General features: G+C 42.4%; 23 protein-coding genes. 1 reads left to right on the forward strand and 22 read right to left on the reverse strand.

The genetic code is table 11. The annotated features are described in order from the left end of the window. Nucleotides 1–5 precede the first annotated feature (5 nt). From folK to mazG, 4 genes are all read right to left on the reverse strand, one after another. Complete coding sequence (gene folK / locus K1T76_RS10575) at nucleotides 6–494, reverse strand: 2-amino-4-hydroxy-6-hydroxymethyldihydropteridine diphosphokinase (protein ID WP_230245329.1); 489 nt, start codon at nucleotides 492–494, stop codon at nucleotides 6–8. Further along, nucleotides 491–1,957 (reverse strand): polynucleotide adenylyltransferase PcnB, encoded by a 1,467-nt coding sequence (gene pcnB / locus K1T76_RS10580; RefSeq protein WP_230245330.1) that lies wholly within the window; start codon nucleotides 1,955–1,957, stop codon nucleotides 491–493. The genes folK and pcnB overlap by 4 nt, the downstream gene beginning before the upstream one ends. Nucleotides 1,958–2,086: 129 nt before the next feature. Continuing rightward, a complete protein-coding gene (locus K1T76_RS10585) occupies nucleotides 2,087–2,554 on the reverse strand; it encodes a ComEA family DNA-binding protein (RefSeq protein ID WP_019836304.1) in 468 nt (155 codons plus the stop codon). A gap of 16 nt (nucleotides 2,555–2,570) precedes the next feature. Then, nucleotides 2,571–3,332, reverse strand: coding sequence for a nucleoside triphosphate pyrophosphohydrolase (gene mazG, locus K1T76_RS10590; RefSeq protein ID WP_019836303.1), 762 nt, complete (start codon nucleotides 3,330–3,332; stop codon nucleotides 2,571–2,573). A gap of 107 nt (nucleotides 3,333–3,439) precedes the next feature. Here mazG and K1T76_RS10595 point away from each other — a divergent pair, with 107 nt between their 5' ends. Beyond that, nucleotides 3,440–4,213: an SDR family oxidoreductase gene (locus K1T76_RS10595; RefSeq protein ID WP_019836302.1), complete on the forward strand. Its 774-nt coding sequence runs from the start codon at nucleotides 3,440–3,442 to the stop codon at nucleotides 4,211–4,213. A 91-nt stretch (nucleotides 4,214–4,304) separates the two neighbouring features. On the opposite strand, the gene der is transcribed toward K1T76_RS10595, so the two are convergent. From der to glnE, 18 genes are all read right to left on the reverse strand, one after another. Then, the gene (gene der / locus K1T76_RS10600; RefSeq protein ID WP_019836301.1) at nucleotides 4,305–5,717 is read right to left on the reverse strand and encodes a ribosome biogenesis GTPase Der; all 1,413 of its coding nucleotides are present in this window, start codon (nucleotides 5,715–5,717) and stop codon (nucleotides 4,305–4,307) included. Between the two features lie 218 nt (nucleotides 5,718–5,935). After that, nucleotides 5,936–7,084: an outer membrane protein assembly factor BamB gene (bamB, locus tag K1T76_RS10605; RefSeq protein ID WP_230245331.1), complete on the reverse strand. Its 1,149-nt coding sequence runs from the start codon at nucleotides 7,082–7,084 to the stop codon at nucleotides 5,936–5,938. Further along, complete coding sequence (locus K1T76_RS10610; RefSeq protein ID WP_019836299.1) at nucleotides 7,084–7,785, reverse strand: YfgM family protein; 702 nt, start codon at nucleotides 7,783–7,785, stop codon at nucleotides 7,084–7,086. Before K1T76_RS10610 ends, bamB begins: the two co-directional genes overlap by 1 nt. Before the next feature lie 30 nt (nucleotides 7,786–7,815). After that, complete coding sequence (gene hisS / locus K1T76_RS10615) at nucleotides 7,816–9,111, reverse strand: histidine--tRNA ligase (RefSeq protein WP_019836298.1); 1,296 nt, start codon at nucleotides 9,109–9,111, stop codon at nucleotides 7,816–7,818. A gap of 3 nt (nucleotides 9,112–9,114) precedes the next feature. Beyond that, nucleotides 9,115–10,236 carry a flavodoxin-dependent (E)-4-hydroxy-3-methylbut-2-enyl-diphosphate synthase gene (gene ispG / locus K1T76_RS10620; protein WP_019836297.1) on the reverse strand — a complete coding sequence of 374 codons (1,122 nt, stop codon included), beginning with the start codon at nucleotides 10,234–10,236 and terminating at the stop codon, nucleotides 9,115–9,117. A 22-nt stretch (nucleotides 10,237–10,258) separates the two neighbouring features. Beyond that, nucleotides 10,259–11,068 (reverse strand): helix-turn-helix domain-containing protein, encoded by an 810-nt coding sequence (locus K1T76_RS10625; protein ID WP_230245332.1) that lies wholly within the window; start codon nucleotides 11,066–11,068, stop codon nucleotides 10,259–10,261. After that, complete coding sequence (gene pilW, locus K1T76_RS10630; protein ID WP_019836295.1) at nucleotides 11,059–11,868, reverse strand: type IV pilus biogenesis/stability protein PilW; 810 nt, start codon at nucleotides 11,866–11,868, stop codon at nucleotides 11,059–11,061. Before pilW ends, K1T76_RS10625 begins: the two co-directional genes overlap by 10 nt. A gap of 54 nt (nucleotides 11,869–11,922) precedes the next feature. Next, complete coding sequence (rlmN, locus tag K1T76_RS10635) at nucleotides 11,923–13,155, reverse strand: 23S rRNA (adenine(2503)-C(2))-methyltransferase RlmN (RefSeq protein ID WP_019836294.1); 1,233 nt, start codon at nucleotides 13,153–13,155, stop codon at nucleotides 11,923–11,925. Nucleotides 13,156–13,293: 138 nt separating this feature from the next. Further along, on the reverse strand, nucleotides 13,294–13,725 hold the full coding sequence (gene ndk, locus K1T76_RS10640; protein ID WP_004975092.1) for a nucleoside-diphosphate kinase: 432 nt from the start codon (nucleotides 13,723–13,725) through the stop codon (nucleotides 13,294–13,296). Nucleotides 13,726–13,887: 162 nt separating this feature from the next. Further along, the gene (gene iscX / locus K1T76_RS10645) at nucleotides 13,888–14,088 is read right to left on the reverse strand and encodes a Fe-S cluster assembly protein IscX (RefSeq protein WP_104852473.1); all 201 of its coding nucleotides are present in this window, start codon (nucleotides 14,086–14,088) and stop codon (nucleotides 13,888–13,890) included. A 100-nt stretch (nucleotides 14,089–14,188) separates the two neighbouring features. Then, on the reverse strand, nucleotides 14,189–14,740 hold the full coding sequence (locus K1T76_RS10650; RefSeq protein ID WP_230245333.1) for a phosphatase PAP2 family protein: 552 nt from the start codon (nucleotides 14,738–14,740) through the stop codon (nucleotides 14,189–14,191). 25 nt (nucleotides 14,741–14,765) lie between these two features. After that, nucleotides 14,766–16,049, reverse strand: coding sequence for a glycosyltransferase family 4 protein (locus K1T76_RS10655; RefSeq protein WP_230245334.1), 1,284 nt, complete (start codon nucleotides 16,047–16,049; stop codon nucleotides 14,766–14,768). Nucleotides 16,050–16,268: 219 nt separating this feature from the next. Beyond that, nucleotides 16,269–16,694, reverse strand: coding sequence for a hypothetical protein (locus K1T76_RS10660; RefSeq protein ID WP_230245335.1), 426 nt, complete (start codon nucleotides 16,692–16,694; stop codon nucleotides 16,269–16,271). A 31-nt stretch (nucleotides 16,695–16,725) separates the two neighbouring features. Beyond that, the gene (locus tag K1T76_RS10665) at nucleotides 16,726–19,035 is read right to left on the reverse strand and encodes a fimbria/pilus outer membrane usher protein (protein ID WP_230245336.1); all 2,310 of its coding nucleotides are present in this window, start codon (nucleotides 19,033–19,035) and stop codon (nucleotides 16,726–16,728) included. 3 nt (nucleotides 19,036–19,038) lie between these two features. Next, nucleotides 19,039–19,755, reverse strand: coding sequence for a fimbrial biogenesis chaperone (locus K1T76_RS10670; protein WP_230245337.1), 717 nt, complete (start codon nucleotides 19,753–19,755; stop codon nucleotides 19,039–19,041). Nucleotides 19,756–19,853: 98 nt separating this feature from the next. After that, complete coding sequence (locus K1T76_RS10675; RefSeq protein WP_230245338.1) at nucleotides 19,854–20,384, reverse strand: hypothetical protein; 531 nt, start codon at nucleotides 20,382–20,384, stop codon at nucleotides 19,854–19,856. Between the two features lie 753 nt (nucleotides 20,385–21,137). Beyond that, nucleotides 21,138–22,064: a branched-chain amino acid transaminase gene (locus tag K1T76_RS10680; RefSeq protein WP_019836287.1), complete on the reverse strand. Its 927-nt coding sequence runs from the start codon at nucleotides 22,062–22,064 to the stop codon at nucleotides 21,138–21,140. Nucleotides 22,065–22,098: 34 nt separating this feature from the next. Continuing rightward, a complete protein-coding gene (gene glnE, locus K1T76_RS10685; RefSeq protein ID WP_230245339.1) occupies nucleotides 22,099–24,843 on the reverse strand; it encodes a bifunctional [glutamate--ammonia ligase]-adenylyl-L-tyrosine phosphorylase/[glutamate--ammonia-ligase] adenylyltransferase in 2,745 nt (914 codons plus the stop codon). Between the last annotated feature and the right edge of the window lie 157 nt (nucleotides 24,844–25,000).

Below are 25,000 nucleotides of genomic sequence, written 5' to 3' on the forward strand. Positions count from 1 at the left end.
AAACTTTATAGCCCTGCCCAATTGCCTGCATCCACAACAGTTAAGCTCGGATGTTCAAGCAATGGCGAGTGTTTTAATAATTGTCCTTTGACGCTTAAGTTAGCATCTAAATCTAACAGCGGGATGACGACAAAATCACGTTCTAATACCCCTACATGCGGTACAGTCAGACGTTCATTTTGAATATTGGCATCAGCATAAATTAACAAGTCTAAATCTAGCGTACGCTCACCCCAATGACGTAAACGTACCCGACCTGACTCTTGTTCAAAACGCTGTAATTCATCTAACAATGCCAACACTTCAAGTTCGGTATCTAAACGTACCACAGCATTCAAATAATTCGGCTGATCTTGTGGTCCCATGGGTGGGCTTTGATACAGTTTAGATGTCTGCACTTGCCCCAATGTTGCCAGTTTTTGCACCGCTTCAGTCAAAATTTGACGCGAATCGCCCAAATTACTGCCTAAACCAATATAGGTGATGTTGCTCATTGTATTGGTCCAAAAATCACTTGGCTTAAATCACGTTGCACACGTTTACGTTTTAAAATTGGATGATCTGCACCAATACCTGAACTGCTTGCTGTCGCAGTCAATTGTGCTCGATTTTCTTCATACTGTTTGGCTTTACGGGCCCGACGACTACGAGGCTCAGGCTCATTCACCAAGGGTTCAATCTGCATATCACGAGCATGTGTTGCTGGTGTCACATCAACAGGCTCTTGCGCTGTTTTACGGCGGCTTTTGGCTCGTAGTCGATTGTATTGAGCAATCGCACGTTCTTTTTCATCGGTGCTCATGAGTTGGTAGGCATCCCACCACTGTCCCATCCCTAAAGTCGAGCTATCACCTGATTTTTCACGCAGTAATAAAAAGTCAAATCCTGCACGGAAACGTGCATGCCCAGACAATGCTTCAATTTGCTGGGGTTTCGGCTGCAATAAACGGGTTTGCATTTCCCAGACTTCACGAATAAAAGTTTCAGCAAAGCGCGGAATAATGGTACGTGTCGCCTGACGTTTTAGTACATCTAAACCAGCTTGTGCTCGCGCTTCGGAGGCCACCACACCTTTAGACAGATAAAAGTCACAACGCTCTAAAAATGGTTGCCACAACAGCACCGCATAGAAAAATGCAGGGTTGATGGTTTTACCTATCGCAATCCGTTGATCGGTATTTTTTGCTGCACGTTCAATAAATGAGTTGATGTCTGGTTTGATATCAGCAAATAACTGACGCCAAATACCAAACTCAATCAACATCGGCAGGACTTTGTTTAGATGTCCCATCGTAAAGAGTTTTTGCGACTCATCATATAAACGGTGTGGCGAAACATCACGCAATAACTGCGTCATTTCAGGCGTAAAAATTTTAAGAATTTTTGGATCAATATTGAAATTTAATTTAGCAGCAAAACGCAAAGTACGCAGCATACGCACTGGGTCTTCTTCAAAACGTATGGTTGGATCGCCCAATAAGCGCAAGTTTCTGTGCTTAATATCATCTACCGCATTGCAAAAATCGAGCACGATGCCTTTACGTGGCTGGTAATACAACGCATTGATTGAAAAGTCACGACGGGCAGAATCTTGCTCGATTGTGCCCCAGTTATTATCGCGCAGAATCATCCCCGCCGCAGACGTCACAGCTTTTTTCGGTGGCGCACGGAAAGTGGCCACTTCAATTAGTTCACGCCCTGCATAGACATGCGCCAGCTCAAAACGTCGTCCTATAATTCGGCAACGTCGTCCGAAAACTTCTTTCACTTGTGAGGGTGTAGCATTCGTTACGGCATCAAAATCCTTCGGATTTAGCCCTAACATTAAGTCACGAACTCCACCACCGACGATATAGGCTTCATAGCCTGCTTTGGTTAAAGCATCTAGAACATCTAAAATGGAAGAAGGTAATTGAGCGGTAGATAAACCACATTTTGACGCGCGCAAAGTTTGCAAAAGACGCTGTCTCCTACGTCTGAACGTAAAACAGATAAGATGTTGCTAATCATATCCCTAACACAATCAAAGGGCAATTTGATTCACACGCTAATTTTGCAATGTGCAGTGCTAAAATTCTGCTTGCAGCTACAATGCCAACTTATGCTTATTCTTGGCAAATAAGGCAGGTCCAATCCCTTTGACTTGCTGAAGTTCTTCAATACTTTGAAATTTTCCATTTTGTTTTCGGTATTCCACAATCGCTTGTGCTTTTTTCATACCCACCCCAGACAATTGCTGCAATTGTTCTAGTGAAGCACTATTTAAACGCACCTGATTTGAATGCGCACTTTGCTGAGTAGGACGCGCTAAATAATGTTCGGTGGTTGATGATGTGGCTTGAGTCGCGCTTAAACGCTGATCTTGCGCGGTTTGCTGCGCTTTCCATTTTAAATAATTTTGATCATAGCTGTGACCATTCACCTGAGCAGGCCTGGACTGCACATTTTGTGCTGCACTCCATGCGCTGATAATGCATAACAGCAATGCAAGCCAGCACTGCCATCCGAAAGAAAAAAAGCGAAAAGATGCTTTTAACTGCTGCGATATATTCATGTTGCCGCAAAACCTGTCATTTTAATTGTTGTTTTGCCTGCTCCCAAAGTTGATCCATTTCTTCTAAAGTCATATCTTCTATTGTTTTTTGTTGTAATTTGGCCTGATCTTCAATGAAAGCAAAGCGTGTTCTAAATTTATGAATCGTACCCAATAATGCCATCTCACTGGACACGCCAAGTTTACGCCCAACATTGATTAAAGAAAACAAACAATCACCAAATTCATCCCGTATTTCGTCGGATTGTTGCTGCTGAATCGCCTGTTGTAATTCTTGCAATTCTTCTTCTAACTTACCAAAAGCATCTTGCACAGTATGAAAATCAAAGGCCAATTGTGCCGCATGCTGTTGAATTTGCTGTGCTTGCACCAAGGCGGGTGCGTGTTTCACTTCATCTAAACGGGACTTTGCTTTACCCTGTTTTTCTTGTTGTTTGATGGTTTTCCATAAGGCAGCCACATCTTCTGCGCTGAGCTTCGCAAACTGCTCAGCCTGAAACACATGCGGATGCCGACGGATCAATTTATCGCAAATGGCTTGCACCACATCCTGAAAATTAAATGCACCTTGCTCGCTATACATTTGTGCCTGAAACACCACTTGCAACAACAAATCACCTAGCTCATCACGTACATCATCCACCTTGCCTGAGCGTACCGCCGCTTCAACTTCATACGCTTCTTCAATCGCATATTGAGTCAAACTTTCTGGGGTTTGTTTTTGATCCCACGGGCATTGTTGACGTAACTGTTGCATGATTGAAAGCAATTGCTGCATGGGTTGTTCCTTATTTCAATTTATTGAACGAATGTAGCTATTTTTTGTTATGCTCAGACAGCAAAGACGATATGCACAACAAAAATAACATCAGGGAGGAAGTTCAAATGCACAGTATCTTGATTAGTGGCGCTGCACAAGGCATTGGTGCGGCGATCGCACAATTGTTTTATCAGCAAGGTTACCGTGTCGGTATTTATGATATTCATCTCGCACAAGCGCGGCAATTGGCAGACCAATTGGGTGAGCGTGCACATGCAGGTTTACTTGATGTGGCGGACTATGCGAGTTGGCAAGCTGCATTATCTGATTTTTGCCAATGGGCAGGTGAGCTGAATATTTTGGTGAATAATGCAGGAATTCTCTACTCAGGTGCATTTGAGAACACCCCTATTGAAGCGCATCATCGAACTATGGCGGTGAATGTAAATGGTGTGTTGAACGGCTGTCATTCAGCTTTGCCTTATTTAAAACAAGCAAGTTTTGCACGGGTAATTAACTTATCTTCAGCATCTGCGATTTATGGACAAGCCGATTTAATTTCTTATTCTGCTTCAAAATTTGCAGTGCGTGGCATTACGGAAGGTTTAGATATAGAGTGGCAAAAATACGGTATTAGGGTCTTAGATGTCATGCCGCTATTTGTACATACTGCAATGGTTAAAGATATGGATGCAGCCACCATTCAAAACATGGGTGTGCATTTATCAACAGAAGATGTTGCTCAGGTGGTATATCAGCAAGCGACGGTTAAAGATTCAATTCTTACCAATACGCATCGTGCAGTTGGTTTAAAAGCCAAAACCCTGATGCAACTTTCGAGTATTAGTCCGCAATGGTTAAATCGTCTATCCAATAGCTTATTGGCGAAGCGTCATTAGTCCGATACCCATCATATTTAAATTAAGTGACTCAAAAAAATCCCGAATTCACATTCGGGATTTTTTTATCAAACTCGTCAAAGTTTAAGCCTTAGCCTCGCTTAAACTTCTTCTCGGCTTTCTTAAACTTCTGCACATAACGACGACGACGTGCCGCTGTGCGCTCATCTACTTGTGACTTACGTCCTTCAAATGGGTTTTCAGAGGTTTTAAATTCAATTTTTACAGGTGTGCCTTCTAGCTTATAGACTTTACGGAACACATTTTCTAAATAGCGGCGGTAATCTGCAGGGGTTTTATCGACCTTATTCCCATGAATCACGATGGTTGGCGGGTTCTGTCCACCCATGTGTGCATAACGCATTTTGATGGCACGACCTTGAACCTTAGGCGGATGGTGTGCATCTGTTGCATCATTCAAAATCTGGGTCAGTTTCGCAGGTGACACTTTTAAGTGCGATGATTCATAGGCACGGTGAATAGAAGGATATAAATCGCCCACACCTGTACCATGCAAGGCAGAAATTAGGTGAATTTTTGCCCATGGAATAAAGTCAAAACGACGCTCAACATCTAATTTACATTGTTTGCGATCATATTCGGACATATTGTCCCATTTGTTAATCGCAATCACCATGGCACGCCCTGCTTCAAGCGCGTAACCAATTAAGTGCAAATCTTGCTCGACAATGCCATCACGTGCATCCACCACAATCACCACCACGTGTGCATCTTTCATGGCTTGCAAGGTTTTCACAATCGAGAACTTCTCGATCATTTCATCGACCTTACCTTTACGACGCACACCTGCAGTATCAATCAAGGTGTATTTACGTTCATTGCGCTCAAACGGAATATAGACAGAGTCACGGGTCGTTCCTGGCTGATCGTATGCCACCACACGTTCTTCGCCCAATAAACGGTTAACTAGTGTCGATTTACCCACGTTTGGACGTCCAATAATGGCTAAACGCAAACCTGTATCTTGATCATGTGCATCTGGATTTTCATCTTCAGGAACATCTGCCAAAACGTCTTCCAGCATTTGCTGAACGCCTCGACCATGACTAGCAGCCACTTGCAATGGCTCCCCCATTCCCAATTTAAAGAATTCAACCAAAGCGGCTTCGGCATGTACGCCATCTACTTTGTTCGCCACCAAGAAAACTTTTTTGCCCAAAGTACGCAATTCACGGGCAATTTGCTCATCCGATGCTAACAAGCCTGCACGTGCATCGACTACAAAAATGATGATATCGGCTTCGTGGATGGCTGTTTTAGATTGTTCAGCCATATATGAGTCGATGCCACCTTCACTTTCGCCAATACCGCCGGTATCGACCACAATGAAAGATTTATTTTGATAGCTTGCATCACCATATTTGCGGTCACGTGTCAGACCCGCAAAGTCGGCAACAAGTGCATCACGGCTCTTGGTAATCTGGTTAAACAGCGTTGATTTTCCGACGTTCGGACGACCAATGAGCGCAATTACGGGTTTCATAGATTAACCTTTATTCAAGATCAGTCAGTTTCAATGGTCTGTACATCCGAAACTGTGGAAGAAAGAACAGAGTATGGATGTTGGATTCAGCGTTGCGACCACGCAAACGACAAAGAGAACATCGACCACCCTATTAAATAAAAACACGGGGCATTGATGATTCAATTACCCCGCGTAAAAATACGGACAACTATTTTAGCATAAAAGTCAGAACAAAATTAGCGGTTCTGCCAAACGCTTAATGCGCCCTTTTGCGTTGCGACATAGAGTTGATTGTCTATTACACGCAAAGAACGGACTTCGCCATTGGTTTTTGAACGTCCAACCAGTTGCCCTGAGCTTGGATCAATGAGATGTAAGACACCATCTAAATCACCGACCACCAAATATTTTCCAAACAATACAGGATTAGATAAACGACGGTTCAGTAAAATGTCATTTTCCCAAAGTGCTTGCCCAGATGTGATTTCATAAGCTGCAATTTTGCCATCTGCAGTGCTGACAAATACACCATTCCCCGCGACTTCTGGGCGTTTGGTACTACTTGCATCTTCACTCCAAATCACTTGTTGTGAAGCCAAATCCAATACAGTGACCTGACCTTGGTAGCTTGTCGTCACCAAGAATTGACCTGCAACCACAGGGTCACCATCAATGTCATTTAAGCGTTGAATGTCTGAACGTCCTTCACTTATAGCAACACGGCGCTGCATACGTGGTACACCTGTCACAATATCCAGTGCATAGACATAGGCATTTGCAGAAGCAATCAGTACAGTACGTGAATCGAGCGCCACAGGTGCAGCCATACCACGCAAACTAAATTGCACGTTTGGCAAGTTGTAAGTCCACACCAACTGACCTGTTTCGGCATTGTGTGCATATACCGTGCCGTCATTACTTACAGTCACCACACGACCCGCCTGAATTAACGATGGCGCAAGAATTGCACCTGTTAACTGTGCAACCCACTTTTGCTCACCTGTTTGCTGATCTAAAGCAAACAATTGTCCTTTACTGTTTCCTGCAACCACAATGCCATCAGCAGCATTGACACCTGCAGTTAAGCCTTGCTTAGACACTTGTTTTTGCCAAAGACGTTGCTTGCCTTGATAGGCTGCCATCTCACCTTTAGGATCAACAGTATAAATTACCCCGTTTTCGGCATCTAATTGCAGGCGTAGTGGATCGGCTGATGTAGTCGATGCAACGCTTTGTGAAAATACAGGAACTAGACTTTGTGCTTGCTCAAGTTTTGGCAGTGGATTTGGCTTAACTTCTGCAACTTTAATTTTATTGGTAGAACACCCCACTAAAGCGAGGGTTAAAACGGTCAGTGCAAACGGTATTTTATACTTTCTATTCATTAGCTCTCATCCACTTGTGTTTCTAATACTGGGCGTTCAATTTCAGGATCATCCACCAAAACACCAACACTTTCGAGTTTTATTTGTAAAATTTGACGTTCTTGTTTACGTTCCACCAAAGTATCCCATGCACTTTGATAGGCTTTTTTGGCATTTTCACGGTCATTTTTCGCGACATAAACATCGCCACGCGCTTCATCTGCAGTCGCTTTAAATGCAGGATCAGTCACCGCGGCCAAAGTTTGAATAGCTTCATCGTATTTCTTTTGCGCCAACTGTGCATAAGCCAAACGCAACTTAACCAATTGCACTAAGCCTTGGTCTTTTACTTTAGAGTTTTCAACTTTCTTTAAGGCTTTTTCTGCGGCAGCAAAATCTTGCTGATCGTAAGCGAGTTTAGCCATTAAGAATTGGGTTTGAATGGCTTGCGCAGAATCCGGGGCTTCTTTCACAATTTTATCGGCAGTTGCAGACAATTGACTAAAGGCATCTGGATTGCCTTCTGCTGTACGTGCATCATCCATCAATTGTTGCACTTTCGCAGTATTCATTTGCTGCTCTGCCAAGGTTTTTTTCTGCCAATATTGCCATCCGAAAAAGGCAATCAACGCAATTAAAATCCCGCTAATCATGGCTGAACCATATTTTTTCGCAAACGATTTTAAACTATCAAGTTGTTCGTCATCACTCAATGCGCTCATTGGATTACCCTTTTCCTTATGTTATTTGGCTTATTGTGAAGAAAATTTTTCAATGATGAAAGGCACAATTTCGGTCACTGCAACAGTCGTTTGCTCAGCAGTTGCCAAAGTTTTGACTGCCAATTGCTGTGCTTCTGCTTCGCGCTCACCAAAAATCAAGGCATAGATTGCACCTGATTGATCGGCTTTTTTCATTTGGCTTTTCATTGAGCCTTGTGAACCAACTTTTAAGCGAATCGGACTGTCTGCTTGCTCCAATTGGTCACGAATTTGCTCAGCTAAAACCAACGCTTTGCCTTGAGTTGTTGGGTCTGCCAACAAGAACACTTCACAATCACGTACAGGCGTATTATCTTCAACTTGTTCAAGCAACAACAATAAACGCTCAATGCCCATGGCGAAGCCCACGGCAGGTACTGACTGATCTGCCTTACCTTTCAATTGCCCAACCAAACCATCGTAGCGTCCACCTGCACAAACTGTGCCTTGCGAACCTAAATGCGTGGTTGTCCATTCAAATACTGTTTTGTTGTAATAATCTAGACCACGTACCAATTTTTGATTAATTACAAAATCAATGCCTGCATCTGTTAAATATTGCTGTAACTGGGCAAAGTGATTTAGGGTATCTTCACCCATAAAATCATGTAATTTCGGTGCATTTTCTAAGATGCTTTGTGTTTTAGCATCTTTAGAGTCCAAAATACGCAGTGGATTAGTACTTAAACGACGCTGAGAATCTTCATCTAAATCGGCCTTGTGAGCTTCTAAAAACTCAACCAAAGCAGCACGATACGCAGCACGCTCATCCGACTCACCCAAAGTATTCAACTCTAAGCGAACTTTATCGGCAACGCCCATGCGCTTCCATAACCGTGCGGTCATTAAAATCAGTTCGGCATCCATGTCTGGCGTTGCAACCCCAAAGGTTTCTACACCAAACTGATGAAATTGGCGGTAACGGCCTTTTTGCGGCTTTTCATAGCGGAACATCGGGCCGATATACCACACACGCGGGGTCGCGCCACGTAGTAAATTGTGCTCTAACATGGCACGTACACAGCCCGCAGTACCTTCAGGACGCAAAGTCAAAGACTCTGGCGGATTGCCTTTGTCCAAAAAGGTGTACATTTCTTTTTCAACAATATCGGTCGCATCACCAATTGAACGCTTAAACAAATTGGTTTGCTCGACCATTGGCAAACGAATTTGTTGATAACCATAAGCATCCATTAGTGATGCTAAATGTTGCTCTAGACGTCTCCACGCAGGAGTTTGCGTAGGTAGAATGTCATTAAAACCTTTGATTGCAACAATTGAACTCATGTCTTACTCAGAAAAATTTGTACGAATAATCTCTTTAGATTTAGCTTCTTCAAGCTCTGTCACACGTTGACGAACCATGCTTTCGATTTCATCAACAAGTTGGTTGGTATCAATTAAATGGCTTTTTTCACCATTTCGATATACCAACGAACGTGGACTTGCCCCCACGACACCAATGTCCGCCTCTTTGGCTTCGCCTGGGCCATTCACTTTACATCCAATAACCGATACATCCATAGGCGTGCGGATATCTTCCAAACGCTCTTCCAAGGCCTGCATGACAGAAATTACGTTAAATTCCTGACGTGAACAGCTTGGGCAAGCAATGAAGTTAATGCCGTTTGAACGTAAGCTTAAAGATTTAAGAATATCAAAACCAATTTTTACTTCATCTTCAGGTTCTGCCGCCAATGAAATACGCATGGTATCACCAATGCCTTCCATGAGCAGACCACCCAAAGCAATTGCTGACTTAACCGTACCTGTACGGTAAATCCCTGCTTCGGTTACACCCAAATGTAATGGATTATCAATTTGTTGTGACAACAGGCGGTAAGCATCCATGGTTAAAAACACATTCGATGCTTTAACTGAAATTTTAAATTCCTGAAAATCTAAGCGATCTAAAATATCAATATGACGCATGGCAGATTCTAGCAATGCTGCGCCTGTTGGCTCACCATATTTTTTCTGAATATCTTTTTCTAACGATCCCGCATTCACACCAATTCGCATAGAAATGTCATGATGCTTGGCAGCAGCCACCACTTCACGAATCTTGGCTTCCGACCCAATATTGCCTGGGTTAATCCGTAAACAGTCCGCACCCGCATCGGCAACCGCCAACGCAATTTTATAGTCAAAGTGAATGTCTGCCACCAACGGCACAGAGACTTGCTTACGAATTTCACCAAATGCAGCGGCAGATTCCATTGTGGGTACAGAAACACGCATGATGTCTACCCCCGCATCTACACAACGCTGAATTTGTGCCACAGTTGCAGCAACATCGCAGGTTTCTGTATTGGTCATACTTTGGATGCTGATGGGCGCATCACCACCCACATAAACAGAACCCACACGAATTTTACGGGTCGGTCGGCGTTGAATTGGATTTACAATCATGATATCGCTTTACCTTACTGTATTATCGAGATAAACGGAATTCTGCTTTTCCGTTCACCGTGTATGGCGATAATGAAATCGACTCATTGTTCAAACTTAATGACACAGCAGTCGCATCATCTAAGCGAATTTGAAACGGGGCTTCGCCTTGTAAATTTAAAGTAGAAGCTTGACGTCCTGTTGCCAAAACCTTGCCAGTAGCGTCAACAATATGCACTGAAGTTGGACGAGCAAATTGCAAATTCAGCTGATCGCCTGAAGCAAGTACAGGCGTGCTGCCTGTTGCATTGTCTGAAATAACTTGCACATCGGATTGCAGTACTGCGATTTCAGGTTCTGCCCCCTCTTGACCAGATGACATCCAGTTTTGAATTAGCGAGACCAATGCCCACAACAACAGCAATACCGCCACAATTATGGCGATACGAGTAAGCCACTTTTTATTCCGTTCACGGTTAGAGCCAGGCAGTTTTCCCATAATTTTAATGGGCGAATTGTTCAAGGCGTGATTTGGCAACAACCCTGTATCGTTGGCATAAATTTCATCAAAACGCTGAATAATCGCAGAAGCATCGACCTGCAAATATTTGGCATAGGTACGATAATAACCTTTAATAAAGGTCGCTTCTGGCAAGGCGGTATATTCATCCTGCTCAAGTGCAGTCAGTGTTTTCAATGGAATTTTCAAATCTTTTGAAACATCAGCCAGATCGCATTTTTGATTCACACGAATTTGACGAAGGTACTCACCTGGACGTTGAACATTTCCTAATGCATGGGGTACCTGATTGCTCCCCTGTGATGGTTGCGGTGAATTAGGATTTACTTCCATACGGCCTCAGTACTGTACTGTAATTGCAAATAACGTTGGTATTCTTGGCTATTGGGAAATAATGCACGCAGCTGGTTCACTAAAACCTGAGTTCCCAATTGATCGCCATTGGCACGTGCTAAACGAATCCCAATCCATAAGGCACGCGCACCCTGATTTTTTTGCCCGACCGCACGTACAAACTGTTCATACAATTGTCGAGCGGGTGCAAATTGTTGTCTTAAATATAAAATTTCAGACAACTCTAACATTGAAACATAAGAATCGCGGTTGGCTTGCAAGGCTTGTTTGAATGATTTTTCGGCATTCGCGACATCACCCAACTTTAAATAAATACGCCCTACGTTTTCTAATGCTCTAAAACGCTGATCATAACCCAGTGTTGCACCAGCAATACTGAGCTGTTCAATCGCCTCATTATAACGTTCTACTTGATATAAATACGTACCATAGTTGTTACGCGCTTGTGCATTTTGAGGGTCAGCAGCAATGGCACGCTTGAAATAGGCATCGGCTTTTTCTAGATTCAGCTTGCTACCTTCTTGCTGCAACAACACTCCCATCATCATATTGGCAGATGAATCGCGTGAATCGCTTTCCAAAGCTTGATCCAACGCACGCTTAGCAGAATCTAAGTCGCCATTTTTTAAATATTCTGCGGCAAGTTGAGTGCGTACTTGTACTGCTTTTTCTGGGTCTTTTTGTCCGAGCGTTGGCGCTGTGGTTTGACAAGCTGCAGCAAAAATTGCCGAAATACAAACGGTTGTAATTTGTGCGAATTTAAATACAGGCTTATTCAATGGACATCCCCTTTGCGTCTTAATTCGATGCAAGTCGCTTATCTATACAAGTCATTATCCTTGCGAGCGTATAATTTCATTTTGCGCTGCAACTTTCTTTTTCCACTGCTCTGCACGACGGGTACGATCGGCGACTTGTCCGACCAATTGCCCACAGGCAGCATCAATATCATCACCACGTGTCTGACGAATCGTACACACAAAACCTGCATCAGACAAAGTTTTTTGGAAAGAAATAATTCGATTTCGGCTAGAACGCCCATACGGTGCGTGCGGAAATGGATTAAATGGGATCAAATTAATTTTGCTTGGCAGGTTCTTGAGTAACTGAATCATTTGCTGTGCATGTTCAGGATGGTCATTCACACCATCTAACATGACATATTCAATGGTCACGTGTTTACGGGCACTTTCATTGCCATCTTTGCCAATATAACGCTGACAAGCCGCAATCAATTGTTCCAACGGATATTTTTTGTTGATTGGAACCAGCTCATCACGTAATTGGTTATTGGTGGCATGTAAAGAAATTGCTAGGGCAACATCAATGTCTTGTGCCAATTGATCAATTTTAGGCACTACGCCCGAGGTAGATAAGGTCACACGGCGCTTAGACATACCATAGGCAAAGTCATCTAACATGATTCGCATAGAATTCAAAACAGCATCGTAATTCAGCAATGGTTCACCCATGCCCATCATCACCACGTTGGTCACAGAACGCTCACGCTCTACCACTGGCACATCTTCCATGTAGGAATAGTTTGCCATCCACAACTGACCAATAATTTCGGCTTGAGTCAAGTCACGCTGGAAGCCTTGTTTACCTGTAGAGCAAAATGAACAGTCCAGCGCACAACCCACTTGCGATGATATACACAATGTTTTGCGTGAGCCAGTTTTGTCTTCTGCAGGAATCAGAACAGTTTCGACGAGTGAGCCTTCACCTTCGCCCACACGGAACACCCACTTACGCGTACCGTCTTTAGAATAGTTTTTATGCACCACTTCAGGCGCTTTAATTTCACAAATCTTTTCCAGTTTTTCACGTAACTTGCCAGAAATATTGGTCATTTCGGCAAAATCTGTGACAAAAAACTGGTGAATCCATTTCATCACCTGCCCTGCACGGAATTTCTTTTCGCCTAAGTCTTCAAAGAATTTTTCCATTTGTGGACGTGACATGCCAAGGAGATTCACTTTCTCTGCAGTATTGGACTGTGCAGGAGCGGATGCAGATGCTTGCTGAACATCTGTCGCAGATGCAGCGAGGACTTCTGTACTCATGTGTGTATTACCTAAACCATGTCTAAAGATGAAAGGAGATGCTCAAGAGGTGAGCAAGGGTTTATTCAGAAAATAAAAATTCGGAGAATAAAAAACCAGATAAGCATAATAACACTTATCTGGTTTGAATACTGCGTATTAACGAGTACGTGGGCAAACTTCAGTTTGAGCAAAGAAGTAGTTTACTTCACGCTCTGCAGATGCAACTGAGTCTGAACCGTGAGCAGCGTTTTCGTCGATGCTTACAGCGAAATCTGCACGGATTGTACCAGGAGCAGCTTCTTTAGGGTTTGTCGCACCTAAAATTTCACGGTGAGCAAGAACTGCGTTTTCACCTTCAAGAACTGAAACAACAACTGGACCAGAAGTCATGAACGCAACTAGGTCACCAAAGAAACCACGTTCTTTGTGCTCAGCGTAGAAGCCTTCAGCTTCAGCTTGAGAAAGGTGTTTCATTTTAGTCGCAACGATTTTAAGACCAGCTTTTTCGAAACGAGCAAAGATGTCACCGATGTGGTTTTTAGCAACTGCATCTGGTTTTACGATAGATAAAGTACGTTCAATAGCCATGATTGGCTCCTTAAGTCAATGTTGACGCGAAAATTTTGCCGCATTATACCGAATAATGGGCTGTTTTCTGCTTTTGATGTGTAAAAAAATTGCTTTTTTCGATATGAAGCAAATTATGCAGATCGACATCGGATAAATCCGTCTGGCTTCACAGCACTATTTTTAACGTGCTTCGTCAATCCACGCCATTTGAATGGCTTCTAACAAACCTTCTGTCGATTTTTCTGGGTTATCTTCAAACTCAGGCAAAGCACAAACCCAAGCGTGTAAATCGGTAAAACGGATCCATTGCGGATCGACATCGGGATGCGCCTCATACAACTCAATGGCAATGTCGATGCTGTCTGTCCAACGTAAACCCATGTGTACTTCCTATTCTAGTCAAGACAGCGATTACTTTAACAAATTTCGCATGGGCTGCCTGCCATTCTGCACTGAATTTTCGATTTGGTTTTATCCAGACTTATAAAACAATATTTACATAAGGTGCAGCCAAAATAATCGCACTCGCCACTGAACCGCCAATCATCGCCCCGACTGCCACATCACTCGGATAGTGCAAGCCTAAAATCATACGGGAAATAGCCACCAAAATCGTAAAGGGCAACATCAACATCAACAATACTGGCTGAATATAACCCAACACTGTGGTGGTCATTACTGCATGTAATGTGTGACCCGATGGAAAGCTAAAATGATCTAGCGGACGCTCACCTAAACGGATCACTTGGTGTACCTGATAGGGACGTGGACGAACTGTTTTTTGTTTTAAATATTTATAAATACCTGTACCGACAGAACCGCCTAACAACAGATAAATAATTTGTAAACTATAGCCAATGCCCTGCATCACCCAAGCACTTGCGAGCATGACATACCAGAAAATACCGTCGCCCAAACGGCTAATGACTTTAAAAAATTGTGCCACCCGCTGAGAGTGGGAAAAATGGTTAAGATACAAACAGCCTTTTAAGTCGAGATCCAGCATTCTTATTTTTGCATTTTTAAACTTCATCAGTTCTCTCCTCTTTGGCGTATAGCTAAGATGGCATGTGTAGCTCCTTCGCCACCTGATATAACGCCTGCTCAAATTGTTGGACTGGATACTGCCAGCCAATATTTAAAGTCGCTTTGCGGGCATGTTCGCCCATGTGTCTAAGGGTTGTAAGATCGGGAAGTCGGTGGATATGACCGACCAAATCTTCTGGCTGACCGAGTGGACTCAACCAACCTGTTTCATTCGGTTTTAGGTTTAAACGTGCGCAAGCATAGTCATAAGCAATGACAGGCAAGCCACTGGCCATAGCTTCTAACACGACATTGCCAAAGGTTTCAACCTGACTGGCAAAAGCAAACACATCGGCACTGGCATAGGCTTGTGCAAGTGCTGTGCCACTTAAACTACCTGTAAAAATGATATCTCCCTGAGTGTTCAGGGCTTCTAAACGCTCACGGTCTGGCCCATCTCCAACAATCACCAATTTCACAGGCTGTTCGGTATTTTTTGGCATACGCTGATAGGCATTAATAATAAGATTGACTTCTTTTTCAGGTGATAAACGCCCGACATACAACATCACCCGCGTATTTTCACTCGCACCCCAGCGTGCTCTGAGCGCTGTTGAACGAAACTCAGGAGAGAAGTGCTCGACATCGACACCACGCCCAACCACCACCAAAGGCCCTTGCACACCAAACTGACGCAATGATTTTTCAGTATGGCTACTTGGCACACACGTCAGCGAGGTATTGTTATGAAACCATTTTAGATAGTGCTGAATTGGCTTGAGTAAAAATGCCAAATCGAAAAAACGGCTAAAATCTTGAAATGCGGAGTGAAAACCACTTGATACTGGAATATTTTTTGATTTTGCAATATGTAAACTGGCAAGCCCTAAAGGGCCTTCAGTGACGATATGCACCACATCAGGTTGAAACTCATCTAAAGCCTGCGAAAGTTTAGACCACTGCGGCCAGCCAAATTGTAAATTATGATATTTAGGAATGGCTTGTGCTTTTACCAGACATTCTTGATACGGTTGGAATTGAGTGCAGGCTTGTTTTTGTTCAGGGCGAATCAATAAAATTTTGTGTCCAAGTTCCTGCAATCCTTTGCAAAGCTGCAACAGTGAACGTGCCACACCATTAATTTCAGGTGGCCAAGTTTCTGTTACAAGGGCAATTTTTAAACGTGGGCGGACAAGGTCTGAGAGTTCAGAGGTAGGCTGGCTGCTTTTTTGTTTTTGATCTTGTTTGAAATGAAATTTAAATGCATCGCTGTAACGCTCTAATTTACTGCTCTGCTTTGCCAATACATTGCTCATCGCCTTTCTGCTCAATTCTTATTTTATACTTGCTAGCATAGAGCAGCTGCATTGCAGTAATATGATGCTTTGGTGACACGTTTGTCATTTTTTTCAATTTTAAAAAGCTAGCAACCCCCATAATTTGCTGTCATTTAGCCTAATAACAGATGAAAAAAGCAGATATTCAATACCAACCTGCTCAATACATCATCTTGAGTCTGTTATAAATCAAAACATCTAAAACAGTAAGTTAACATATAACTCATCGGTATAGCGTCCTGCTGGCGTTGTCAAACTCGGCTGTTCATCTAACTGTACCGCTACACTGTATTTATGCCCTGATGCAGAAGTCTGCCCTTCAATTGGTGTGTTCCACAGATTATTTTTTGCACCCATAATGCTCATACTGGTACGTAAACGGTGTGTACCATTGCTTACAAAACTGCTGCCGTGCTTGTCCCGTAAATTACGACTACTAAACTGAATGCTATAACCCCGATCACAGTGCACATTAAAACTGGTTGCCGTCTGACTACGGTATTGTGAGCTCATTTGCAATAAAGACTCACTCACCGAACCAATAGTGCAGGCCTGTGTAGGAACACAGACCCAACAACCACACAACAACAAACTTATTTTTTTTAAGATCCCTAATCTTTTCATGTTCTCATCCTCAATCATGCTGCTGATATAATTACTGACAAATCAAATCTAATTGTCTGGTTTGTGGAACAGTGCCAGCTTTAACTTGAGGTAATTCAAGCTGGCTATGGCAAACTTTTCCACCTTTGGTTTTAACCTTAAGCATATAACTGCCTGCTTTCACACCATATAAATGTACTTTTCCATCGCTGCCAACAGGTACAAACTCAGTTGCATCATCACTTAAATACACTTCACTGCCCTGCACAAAGGTCTGCTGATCGGGCGTAAGTAAACGCAATATAATCAAACCTGTACGCTGAACAGGGAAATTCACTTTATAGCCACGTTGATTCATGCCAATCACTTTTTGGCTTGAATATTCAAAGCTGTCATACATATCTAACTGGTCTTGATCAAAAGACACGTCGTAATTGACGTAAGGGACAATGTCATGCACAAACGCATAGCCGTGTTGATTGGTTTTACCAACAGGCCTTAACGCACGCAGTACTTCCACATTTGGAATATCACCAACATTCACCAAAGCAAAAGCATTGTCTACATATTTGGTCATGGCCCATTTACGGTCTAACCACACTAATGCACCCTGATAATTGGCTTGACTGTAGCTAAAGCTCTCACTTTCATCGTGGCTTAAATATAAATTGCCCATCGGCATTTTCAGGGCGGTATAAGCATTTACACCAATATCTCCTTCAGCTTGCTGATGGCGCACAGCAAGCGTGTAATCCACACCATTTTGAGTTAGGCTGCTTTGCGCATAACGTAACTGGGTTTGTTCTGCAAAATTATGTGAAAGCTGCGCACTGCGGCGTTGGTCAAATTGATAGTTCAGGGTTAAATAGGCTCCGTCGCTATCCTGCATTTTCAAGTCTTTATAATAAGAAAACGACATTGAGGTTTGACGTCCCAACATACGAGAAAAACCGACTGTAAGCATTTGGCTATCTGTAAAACTATTATTTGCATTGGGATGATAACGGCGCTCTAGATAGTTCACATTTAAGGTATTGATTAAAGGAATATTGAAAATACTGACATAAGCTAAATTGTCGTATTCCACTGTTTGCGTCGTATTGCTATATCCCAAACCGCGGTATTCAGGACTGTAGTATTTATGACTTGCACCAAGCGCAATCCTACTTCCACTTCGGCTTAGCGAAGCGCCAAAGGTATAGCCATCGCCCCAATCACTGTGACTAGAAGCTGCATGCGTATCTAACAAGGCATATTTGTTGATAGCTTGTGTCCATAACAAACCAACATTTTGCACATCCTTGCTATAATTTAAATTAGTGCCTAAGGTCGTGCTGTCGGTAATCCCGCGTCTGAAATATAAGTTGCCAAAAAACTCACGATAATCATCCGATACGTAGTCATAGTCATAACGCAGCTTGCCTGCAGAAAAGTTATATTCATTTAACCCAGGTTTGAGTAATTGCGTGGTGACATAGACAGGAAAGGATTGTACGGTACGGTTACCCAATACATCTTCCACCACGACCTGTGCCTCACCCGACTGCTGAATATTGGCACCTGTATTTAAGCTATAGTGTCCAGGCGTAACCTGTTGTTGATATAAATTGATGCCATTAATGTATAAATCGACTGTGGATGGCAGTACAGCACTGCCTCTTAAGGTGGGTACATTCCAATAAATAAAATCTGGATAACTACTAAAATTCGAACCAAAAGATACACCGCCAAATCTAAATGTATCTAGTAATGGATTATAAATGCTGGTGTTATCACCCAAGGTTAAACGCTGATAACGTGATGGAAACTCTATTTCAAAACTGGTATTCAAACGCAGTAGCTTATCTTGATCTTGTTCTACCTCTTTGCGATACATCATGGCATTTTTAAAAATCCAGTAATCTTTAAAAACACCAAGCTCCGCCAAGCCATTTATTTCATTGTAATTATCATAACGTGCATACAGCACATCATAATTTAAAAAGCCACCCAAGTCCGCTTTTGAGGGAATCGCATGCGTTTGGGTAAATTGTGTATCAATAAAATAGCTGGCAGGTACGGTCAATTTAATCGCTTGCAACGCAAAGTCTTGCTCAGACTGAATTTCATTGGTGGTTACAGAACAAAACTGAGTTTGTGCGCTGTGTTTTTGCAAACGGTCTTGCTGTAAACCGAGTTGTTGCAAGACCTCACATTCCATATAGCGTTGCCCATCCTGCTGCAACACCAGACTTTCAATGACACGATCTACGCCATTCAGCCAAACACTATTCAATGCCATTTCAGTATTGGCAGCATTGGCAGGTAATGGTATCCCCCACAGGACACATTGCAGCGCAAAAAACAGTCGAGTTCTGTGCATGATTTAGCCCTTCATTTTCAACTCAATGGCTTGCTCACTTTTATCTGTTTCAAGTTTGAGTATGTAATTTTTCAAATCACTGAGTTTGATTTGCCCCATATCAAAGCTGTGCTTTTGTTGATTCAACAAATATTTCATTTCACGTGTGGTTGCGACAGGTTGTTTTTGTTGATTTAAAATACTGATTGAAGAAATTTGCACATGCGATGCAGCATGATTTTCTATCTCTAAAAATAAATGATCATTTTGATAACGCGGAGTTGCTGTTACCTGAATGGCTTCTTGCTTACCCACAAATAAAGGAACAGAAATTGTGAATAAAAATTGTAAGGCGTCTTCGTCCACTACAGGAGCAATTTCTTTAAAAACAATGCGCCAAGTTTTTTCTTGCGCCATTTCTTCCTTCAAAAGTGGTCGGCTAAAACCTACACGAATAATTTGTTGTGTATTAGGTTGTAAAACAAAGTTTTTTGGATTAATTAAAAGGTCTTGATCTGGCTCTAGTACATCTTCACCCTGAGCATTTTGCGACCATTTATAGGCAAACATTTCAAAGCTTTTCGGTTCGGTAAGATCAGTGGCTTCCATCACAACCGTTGCACTGCGTTGTCGTGCTTTATCGCCCAAATACATTTGTGTAGGTGAAATCACCAAATTTGCATAAACTGCATCTACACATAAGCAACTTGCAATCAGCATATATTTCAATAATCGTTTCATGCTTCCCCCAGCAATGTCTTATTTTGTATTTATTTAGACTAAAAAGTTGACTCCACCCTGTCGGTAAAGCCAACTGATTCAGATTGAGTTCAAGCGAATTAGAAAGACACTCGAATGTTGTATTTATCTGTGTAAGTACCCGCTGGTTTAGAAATACCTACGCCATCACTTTTAACCAAGACATTGTAAGAATTCCAGCCATTGCTACCTGGCGCAATGTTGGTTTGCTGATCATTTAGCTGAATCACAGACGATGAACCTGCAAGCTTGGTTTCAACGGTTAAACCCACTGCATGGCTACCTGATTTGGCTGCAGATTTGGTTGTTTTGCCCCCACCAACACGGTTGTCGGTATCGACCAATAAGTTGTAGTTTGCATTCGCCCCAACCATAAATTGACCTGAAGCTTCTGCACCATCTTTTAATGAGATACTTGGTGTTTTCACCTTCAGTTCACAGCGCTTAGGCACAATCACTTGAATTGGAATACTTCCTGTACATGGCCCTTCGTTACATACTGGGGTTGGGTTAGGGTCTTTAGGGGGATTATTACCACCACCCGCCATTGTTACCGTTGAAAAAGCTCCGAAAACCATCAAAGCAGCAGCAGTTTTAATAAATTTAGACATGTCACTTCTCCATAACTCTTATAAAAAACCATTTTTTAATCATTCACTCGCTTGAGATATCGTTAGAATTATTGAAACTCAATCCTTAGCAAGTTTCTTCATTTTAGGTATTTCTCACAAAAATCCATCTATACGCGCTATTTCACGCAATATTGAATAAACTTTGAATTTCAGCAAATTAGGAGATTAAAGTATTGTTTTAAATGACATCACAAAAAACTAGGGAGCAGTTCACTCCCCAAAATTTGTGATCCAAATTTTAGGGATACTAAAAAAAATATATTTATTTACATTTAAAACAACACATTGTTTTTATTTAACTTTAACAACATTTTTATTTTAACTTTTGTTACATTTTAAGTCGGTTTATTTTTAAAAGAATGGTCAAAAATAAAATTTTAGCTCATTTTTTAATCCACTTTTCACGTATTGAGTTCACTATCTCCTATCACATTTGACAGATTAAACGATTTTTAACATCAAATCTCACCAATTACAGGGATTGCACTTCGCTATAAAAACCCATGCTTTAAACGGCTGAATTCATTCAAAAGATCAAATTTTTACATCACCAACTCAACGAAGAAACAGTTAATCATTCATCTATGTCTGTAACGTGAGAAATAAACCTCGCAAGAAGTTTAGCCGTTCAATAACGCAATAGCAGACAAAATAAAACCCCATTCAAGCCACTGCCTGAATGGGGTCATCACACCTGAGTCAGTAATATAGACTCAGGTACACACGCGTGACTTATTTAACGTAAGTCAACCAATGTGCATATTTGTCATTCTTGCCTTGAACTGCGTCAAAGAAAGTTTTTTGAATTTCAGTGGTAATTGGGCCACGTGAACCACAGCCAATCACACGGTCATCGTATTCACGAATTGGGGTAACTTCTGCCGCTGTACCTGTAAAGAAGGCTTCGTCAGCAATATAGAATTCATCACGCGTAATACGGCGTTCAACTACATCATAACCTAAGTCTTTAGCAATAGTGATCACTGTTTGACGAGTAATACCATCTAAAGCACCGCCTGCGATGTCTGGTGTATGTAAAACGCCATCTTTAATTAAGAATACATTTTCGCCAGAACCTTGGCATACATAACCTTGTGGGTCCATCAACATCGCTTCATCATAGCCTGCTTGCGCGACTTCTTGGTGTGCAAGAATAGACAAGGTGTAGTTACCAGAAGCTTTAGCTTTACACATAGTCACGTTTGGATGATGGTGCGTAAAAGATGAAGTTTTAACGCGAATACCTTTAGCCATCGCTTCTTCACCCAAGTATGCACCCCAACCCCAAGCCGCAACCGCAGCATGAATGGTGTTATTGGTTGCAGCAATACCCAGTTTTTCAGAACCAATCCAGATTAACGGGCGTAAATAGCACGATGAAAGTTTGTTTTCACGTACCACATCAATTTGCGCCTGTTCTAGAGCTGCTTGATCGAATGGGACTTTCATTTGATAGATTTTTGCAGAGTTTAACAAACGCTTAGTATGGTCCTGAAGACGGAAAATCGCAGTTCCGTTTGGCGTTTCATAAGCGCGGACACCCTCAAACACACCCATACTGTAGTGTAAGGTATGCGTTAAGACGTGAATTTTTGCATCACGCCAGTCAACCAATTGTCCATCTTGCCAAATAAAACCATCACGATCAGCCAAATTCATGGCACACACTCCAAATGTTTATACAATAGTCACTTTAATCCAATGCAGACGTTGCAGTCGGATCAATTAATCTTTGCCATAACTTGCAAACGACCTCACGGGTATCGTACCAGTCCGCAGCATTGACTTGCATGGATTGATTTGCAAGAGCTAAGCGGTGGCTTTCGGCTCGTTCACGGAGATAAGCTTGAATCAATGCTGTCGCATCGTCGCTGGATAAGCAACCTGTTTTTGCGGCATCTTCAAGGATTCTTACGTTGTCGGAATAATGGGCGAGATCAGGATTCGACCCACTCCAGGCTAATACCGCATACTGTGCCATAAATTCGATATCAACGATACCACCTGCATCCTGTTTTAAATGAAAAATTCCATCTTTTTTTTGCTCTTTAGATGAACCCAAATGATCTTTCATTTTTTGACGCATTTTCAGCACTTCGCTGCGGACATATGCTTCGTCACGCGGCTGGGTTAAAATCTTACAACGCAACACTTCAAACTTGTCACGTAACTGTTGCTCTCCTGCAATACTGCGCGCACGTACCAAAGCCTGATGCTCCCATAACCACGCGCTTTTGAGTTGATATTGCTCAAAGGCCCGTAAACTGGTCACCAATAAACCCGCATCTCCCGAAGGACGTAAACGGGTATCGACATCATAAACACGACCATCTAAAGTTTGTGTGGTCATTAAAGATACAAATTTACGTGCCACCCGCATGGCGAATTCAAAGCCACTAATCGGTTTGATCCCATCGGTATCGGCCTGTTCATCCATGTTGTGAATAAAAACCACGTCCAAATCGGAGCCATAACCCATTTCAATGCCACCCACTTTGCCATAACCAATAATGGCAAAAGCGTTGTGCTCCAAACCACAACGCTGCCCTTCACTATCTAGCGGATAACCATGTTTTTTGACAATCATTTGATAGGCCAATTGCAGGGCTGCATTTACGGTCACTTCAGCAATATCGGTTAAAGCATCTGACACTTTCATCAAGTGGCTTTCTGCCAGCACATCGCTGGCTGCAACTGTCAATACGTTGGACTTTTTGAATAAACGTAGCACCCGCATGAGGTCTTCAACTTCATCGAGTTCAATGCGCAGCAATTGTTGGCGCAAAGAATCTTCCAAATCGCTGCGTTTTGGCAATTCAAAATCCATAGATAAAAATTCATCTAGCAACACAGGATATTGCGTCAATTCTTCACAAATCCACGGGCTGACTGTGGCCATTTTCACCAAGCGTTGTAACGCCCCTTTGCTTTCAATCAGCATGACCAAATACACGGTACGACGTAGTACAGATTCGACCAATGGCATTAAACGCATAAGCGCCATCTGTGGGTTTTCCGACTGCAACACCGCTTCAATCAAGTGTGGCCAAAAAGTTTTTAAACGCTGTAAAGCTTTGGCGGTAAGTTTTTTAATGCCATGCCCATACCAGAACTCATGCACTAAATTTTTCGCTTGGTCGTCTAGTACAGCATCGAGCTGTTTTTCTAGCTGACTATAATTTTCCAACAAAGAATCGGGTTCATTCTCTTTAATTAAATGTTCAAACTGATAAATGACTTTGACACGCTTTTCATTGAGGGTCTGCATAAAGCTATCCCAATCGGCAAAGCCCAAAGTATCGCTAATGCGTGCACGTAACTCAGGTTCGGTTGGTAAAGCTTGGCTTTGCTGATCATTCAAGGCTTGAATGGCATGTTCTACTCGACGCAGAAATAAATAAGCATCTTCTAAATCAAGTACGGCTTGCGGTTCTAGCAATTCAGCTTCGCCCAAATGACGCAAACTGACCAAACATTGGCGGTCTTGTAATTCTAGTTTTGAACCACCGTAAATGAGCTGAAAAACCTGCACAATAAATTCAACTTCACGAATACCACCTGCACCTAATTTAATATTGTCTTCGATATTACGGCGCTGTACTTCGCGCTCAATCATAGCTTTCATTTCGCGCATAGCTTCGAAAGCGGTGTAATCGACATACTTGCGGAATACGAAAGGTCGGGTCATTTGCAGCAATTCATGACCTTCTTGCCCGCCTGTGATAATACGTGCCTTAATCCAAGCATAGCGTTCCCATTCACGTCCATGCTGACTTAAATATTTTTCCAATGCCACGTGGCTAATTGCCAATGCCGAACCATCGCCCCACGGACGTAATCGCATATCGACACGGAAAACAAAACCATCGGCGGTGATATGATCTAATAGATAGATCAGTTTTTGTCCCCATAAGATGCAGAATTGCTGCACTTCAATGCACTTGCGTCCATTGGTTTCACCTTGTTCATCAAAGGCAAAAATCAAGTCGATATCACTGGATAAATTCAATTCCTGCGCACCATGCTTGCCCATGGCGACCACAATTAAGTCTTGGACTTTTCCGTTATATCCTATCGGTTCGCCATGTTTGGCAACCAATGGAATCCGTGCGAAATCTTTGGCAACTTGCACGCAAATATCAGCAAAATCTGAAAGTTCCTGCGTCAACGTCACCACATCGGTGAGCTGGTTGGCATCTTGCCAAATCCAGCGAAACATTAAACGGGCGCGTAAAATCCGCAGAGTTTTCATCCACAAGGTTTCATCTTGAATGTCTTGTAAAGTGGAAATCACCAGTTGATGAATATAGTCTGCACTCAGCGGTTTTAGAAATTGGTCAATTGCATAATCCTGCTGTAACAGGCTTTCGTGATTTGCCAAGACTTGTTCTGCATATTGACTGGCATGTAACGTTTTTTGCAATTGTTCCGCATTCATTTTAAGACCTAAAACCCAGTTTTATTTTGAAATATTGTCAATAAACCTATTTATAGCAGCAGATGCGCCAAAGAAGAAAATAAAATTACAGCAATCTGCAAAATAGCTCTTGCTCAAATACACCGAAAAAAAACCGAAGCCTAAACTTCGGTTTTAT

The organism is Acinetobacter sp. PW68 (assembly GCF_020982655.1).
Taxonomy (GTDB): domain Bacteria; phylum Pseudomonadota; class Gammaproteobacteria; order Pseudomonadales; family Moraxellaceae; genus Acinetobacter; species Acinetobacter towneri_A.

What these genes read in the sequence shown, in the direction of transcription:
- rlmN (WP_019836294.1), bottom strand. Translation starts at nt 13,155, where the DNA reads ATGAGTACAGAAGTCCTCGCTGCATCTGCGACAGATGTTCAGCAAGCA.
- ispG (WP_019836297.1), bottom strand. Translation starts at nt 10,236, where the DNA reads ATGATTGTAAATCCAATTCAACGCCGACCGACCCGTAAAATTCGTGTG.
- K1T76_RS10625 (WP_230245332.1), bottom strand. Translation starts at nt 11,068, where the DNA reads ATGGAAGTAAATCCTAATTCACCGCAACCATCACAGGGGAGCAATCAG.
- folK (WP_230245329.1), bottom strand. Translation starts at nt 494, where the DNA reads ATGAGCAACATCACCTATATTGGTTTAGGCAGTAATTTGGGCGATTCG.
- K1T76_RS10650 (WP_230245333.1), bottom strand. Translation starts at nt 14,740, where the DNA reads ATGAAGTTTAAAAATGCAAAAATAAGAATGCTGGATCTCGACTTAAAA.
- ndk (WP_004975092.1), bottom strand. Translation starts at nt 13,725, where the DNA reads ATGGCTATTGAACGTACTTTATCTATCGTAAAACCAGATGCAGTTGCT.
- K1T76_RS10610 (WP_019836299.1), bottom strand. Translation starts at nt 7,785, where the DNA reads ATGAGCGCATTGAGTGATGACGAACAACTTGATAGTTTAAAATCGTTT.
- K1T76_RS10660 (WP_230245335.1), bottom strand. Translation starts at nt 16,694, where the DNA reads ATGAAAAGATTAGGGATCTTAAAAAAAATAAGTTTGTTGTTGTGTGGT.
- K1T76_RS10675 (WP_230245338.1), bottom strand. Translation starts at nt 20,384, where the DNA reads ATGTCTAAATTTATTAAAACTGCTGCTGCTTTGATGGTTTTCGGAGCT.
- K1T76_RS10680 (WP_019836287.1), bottom strand. Translation starts at nt 22,064, where the DNA reads ATGAATTTGGCTGATCGTGATGGTTTTATTTGGCAAGATGGACAATTG.
- K1T76_RS10665 (WP_230245336.1), bottom strand. Translation starts at nt 19,035, where the DNA reads ATGCACAGAACTCGACTGTTTTTTGCGCTGCAATGTGTCCTGTGGGGG.
- hisS (WP_019836298.1), bottom strand. Translation starts at nt 9,111, where the DNA reads ATGAGTTCAATTGTTGCAATCAAAGGTTTTAATGACATTCTACCTACG.
- mazG (WP_019836303.1), bottom strand. Translation starts at nt 3,332, where the DNA reads ATGCAGCAATTGCTTTCAATCATGCAACAGTTACGTCAACAATGCCCG.
- glnE (WP_230245339.1), bottom strand. Translation starts at nt 24,843, where the DNA reads ATGAATGCGGAACAATTGCAAAAAACGTTACATGCCAGTCAATATGCA.
- K1T76_RS10670 (WP_230245337.1), bottom strand. Translation starts at nt 19,755, where the DNA reads ATGAAACGATTATTGAAATATATGCTGATTGCAAGTTGCTTATGTGTA.
- iscX (WP_104852473.1), bottom strand. Translation starts at nt 14,088, where the DNA reads ATGGGTTTACGTTGGACAGACAGCATCGACATTGCCATTGAGTTGTAT.
- K1T76_RS10655 (WP_230245334.1), bottom strand. Translation starts at nt 16,049, where the DNA reads ATGAGCAATGTATTGGCAAAGCAGAGCAGTAAATTAGAGCGTTACAGC.
- der (WP_019836301.1), bottom strand. Translation starts at nt 5,717, where the DNA reads ATGAAACCCGTAATTGCGCTCATTGGTCGTCCGAACGTCGGAAAATCA.
- K1T76_RS10595 (WP_019836302.1), top strand. Translation starts at nt 3,440, where the DNA reads ATGCACAGTATCTTGATTAGTGGCGCTGCACAAGGCATTGGTGCGGCG.
- K1T76_RS10585 (WP_019836304.1), bottom strand. Translation starts at nt 2,554, where the DNA reads ATGAATATATCGCAGCAGTTAAAAGCATCTTTTCGCTTTTTTTCTTTC.
- bamB (WP_230245331.1), bottom strand. Translation starts at nt 7,084, where the DNA reads ATGAATAGAAAGTATAAAATACCGTTTGCACTGACCGTTTTAACCCTC.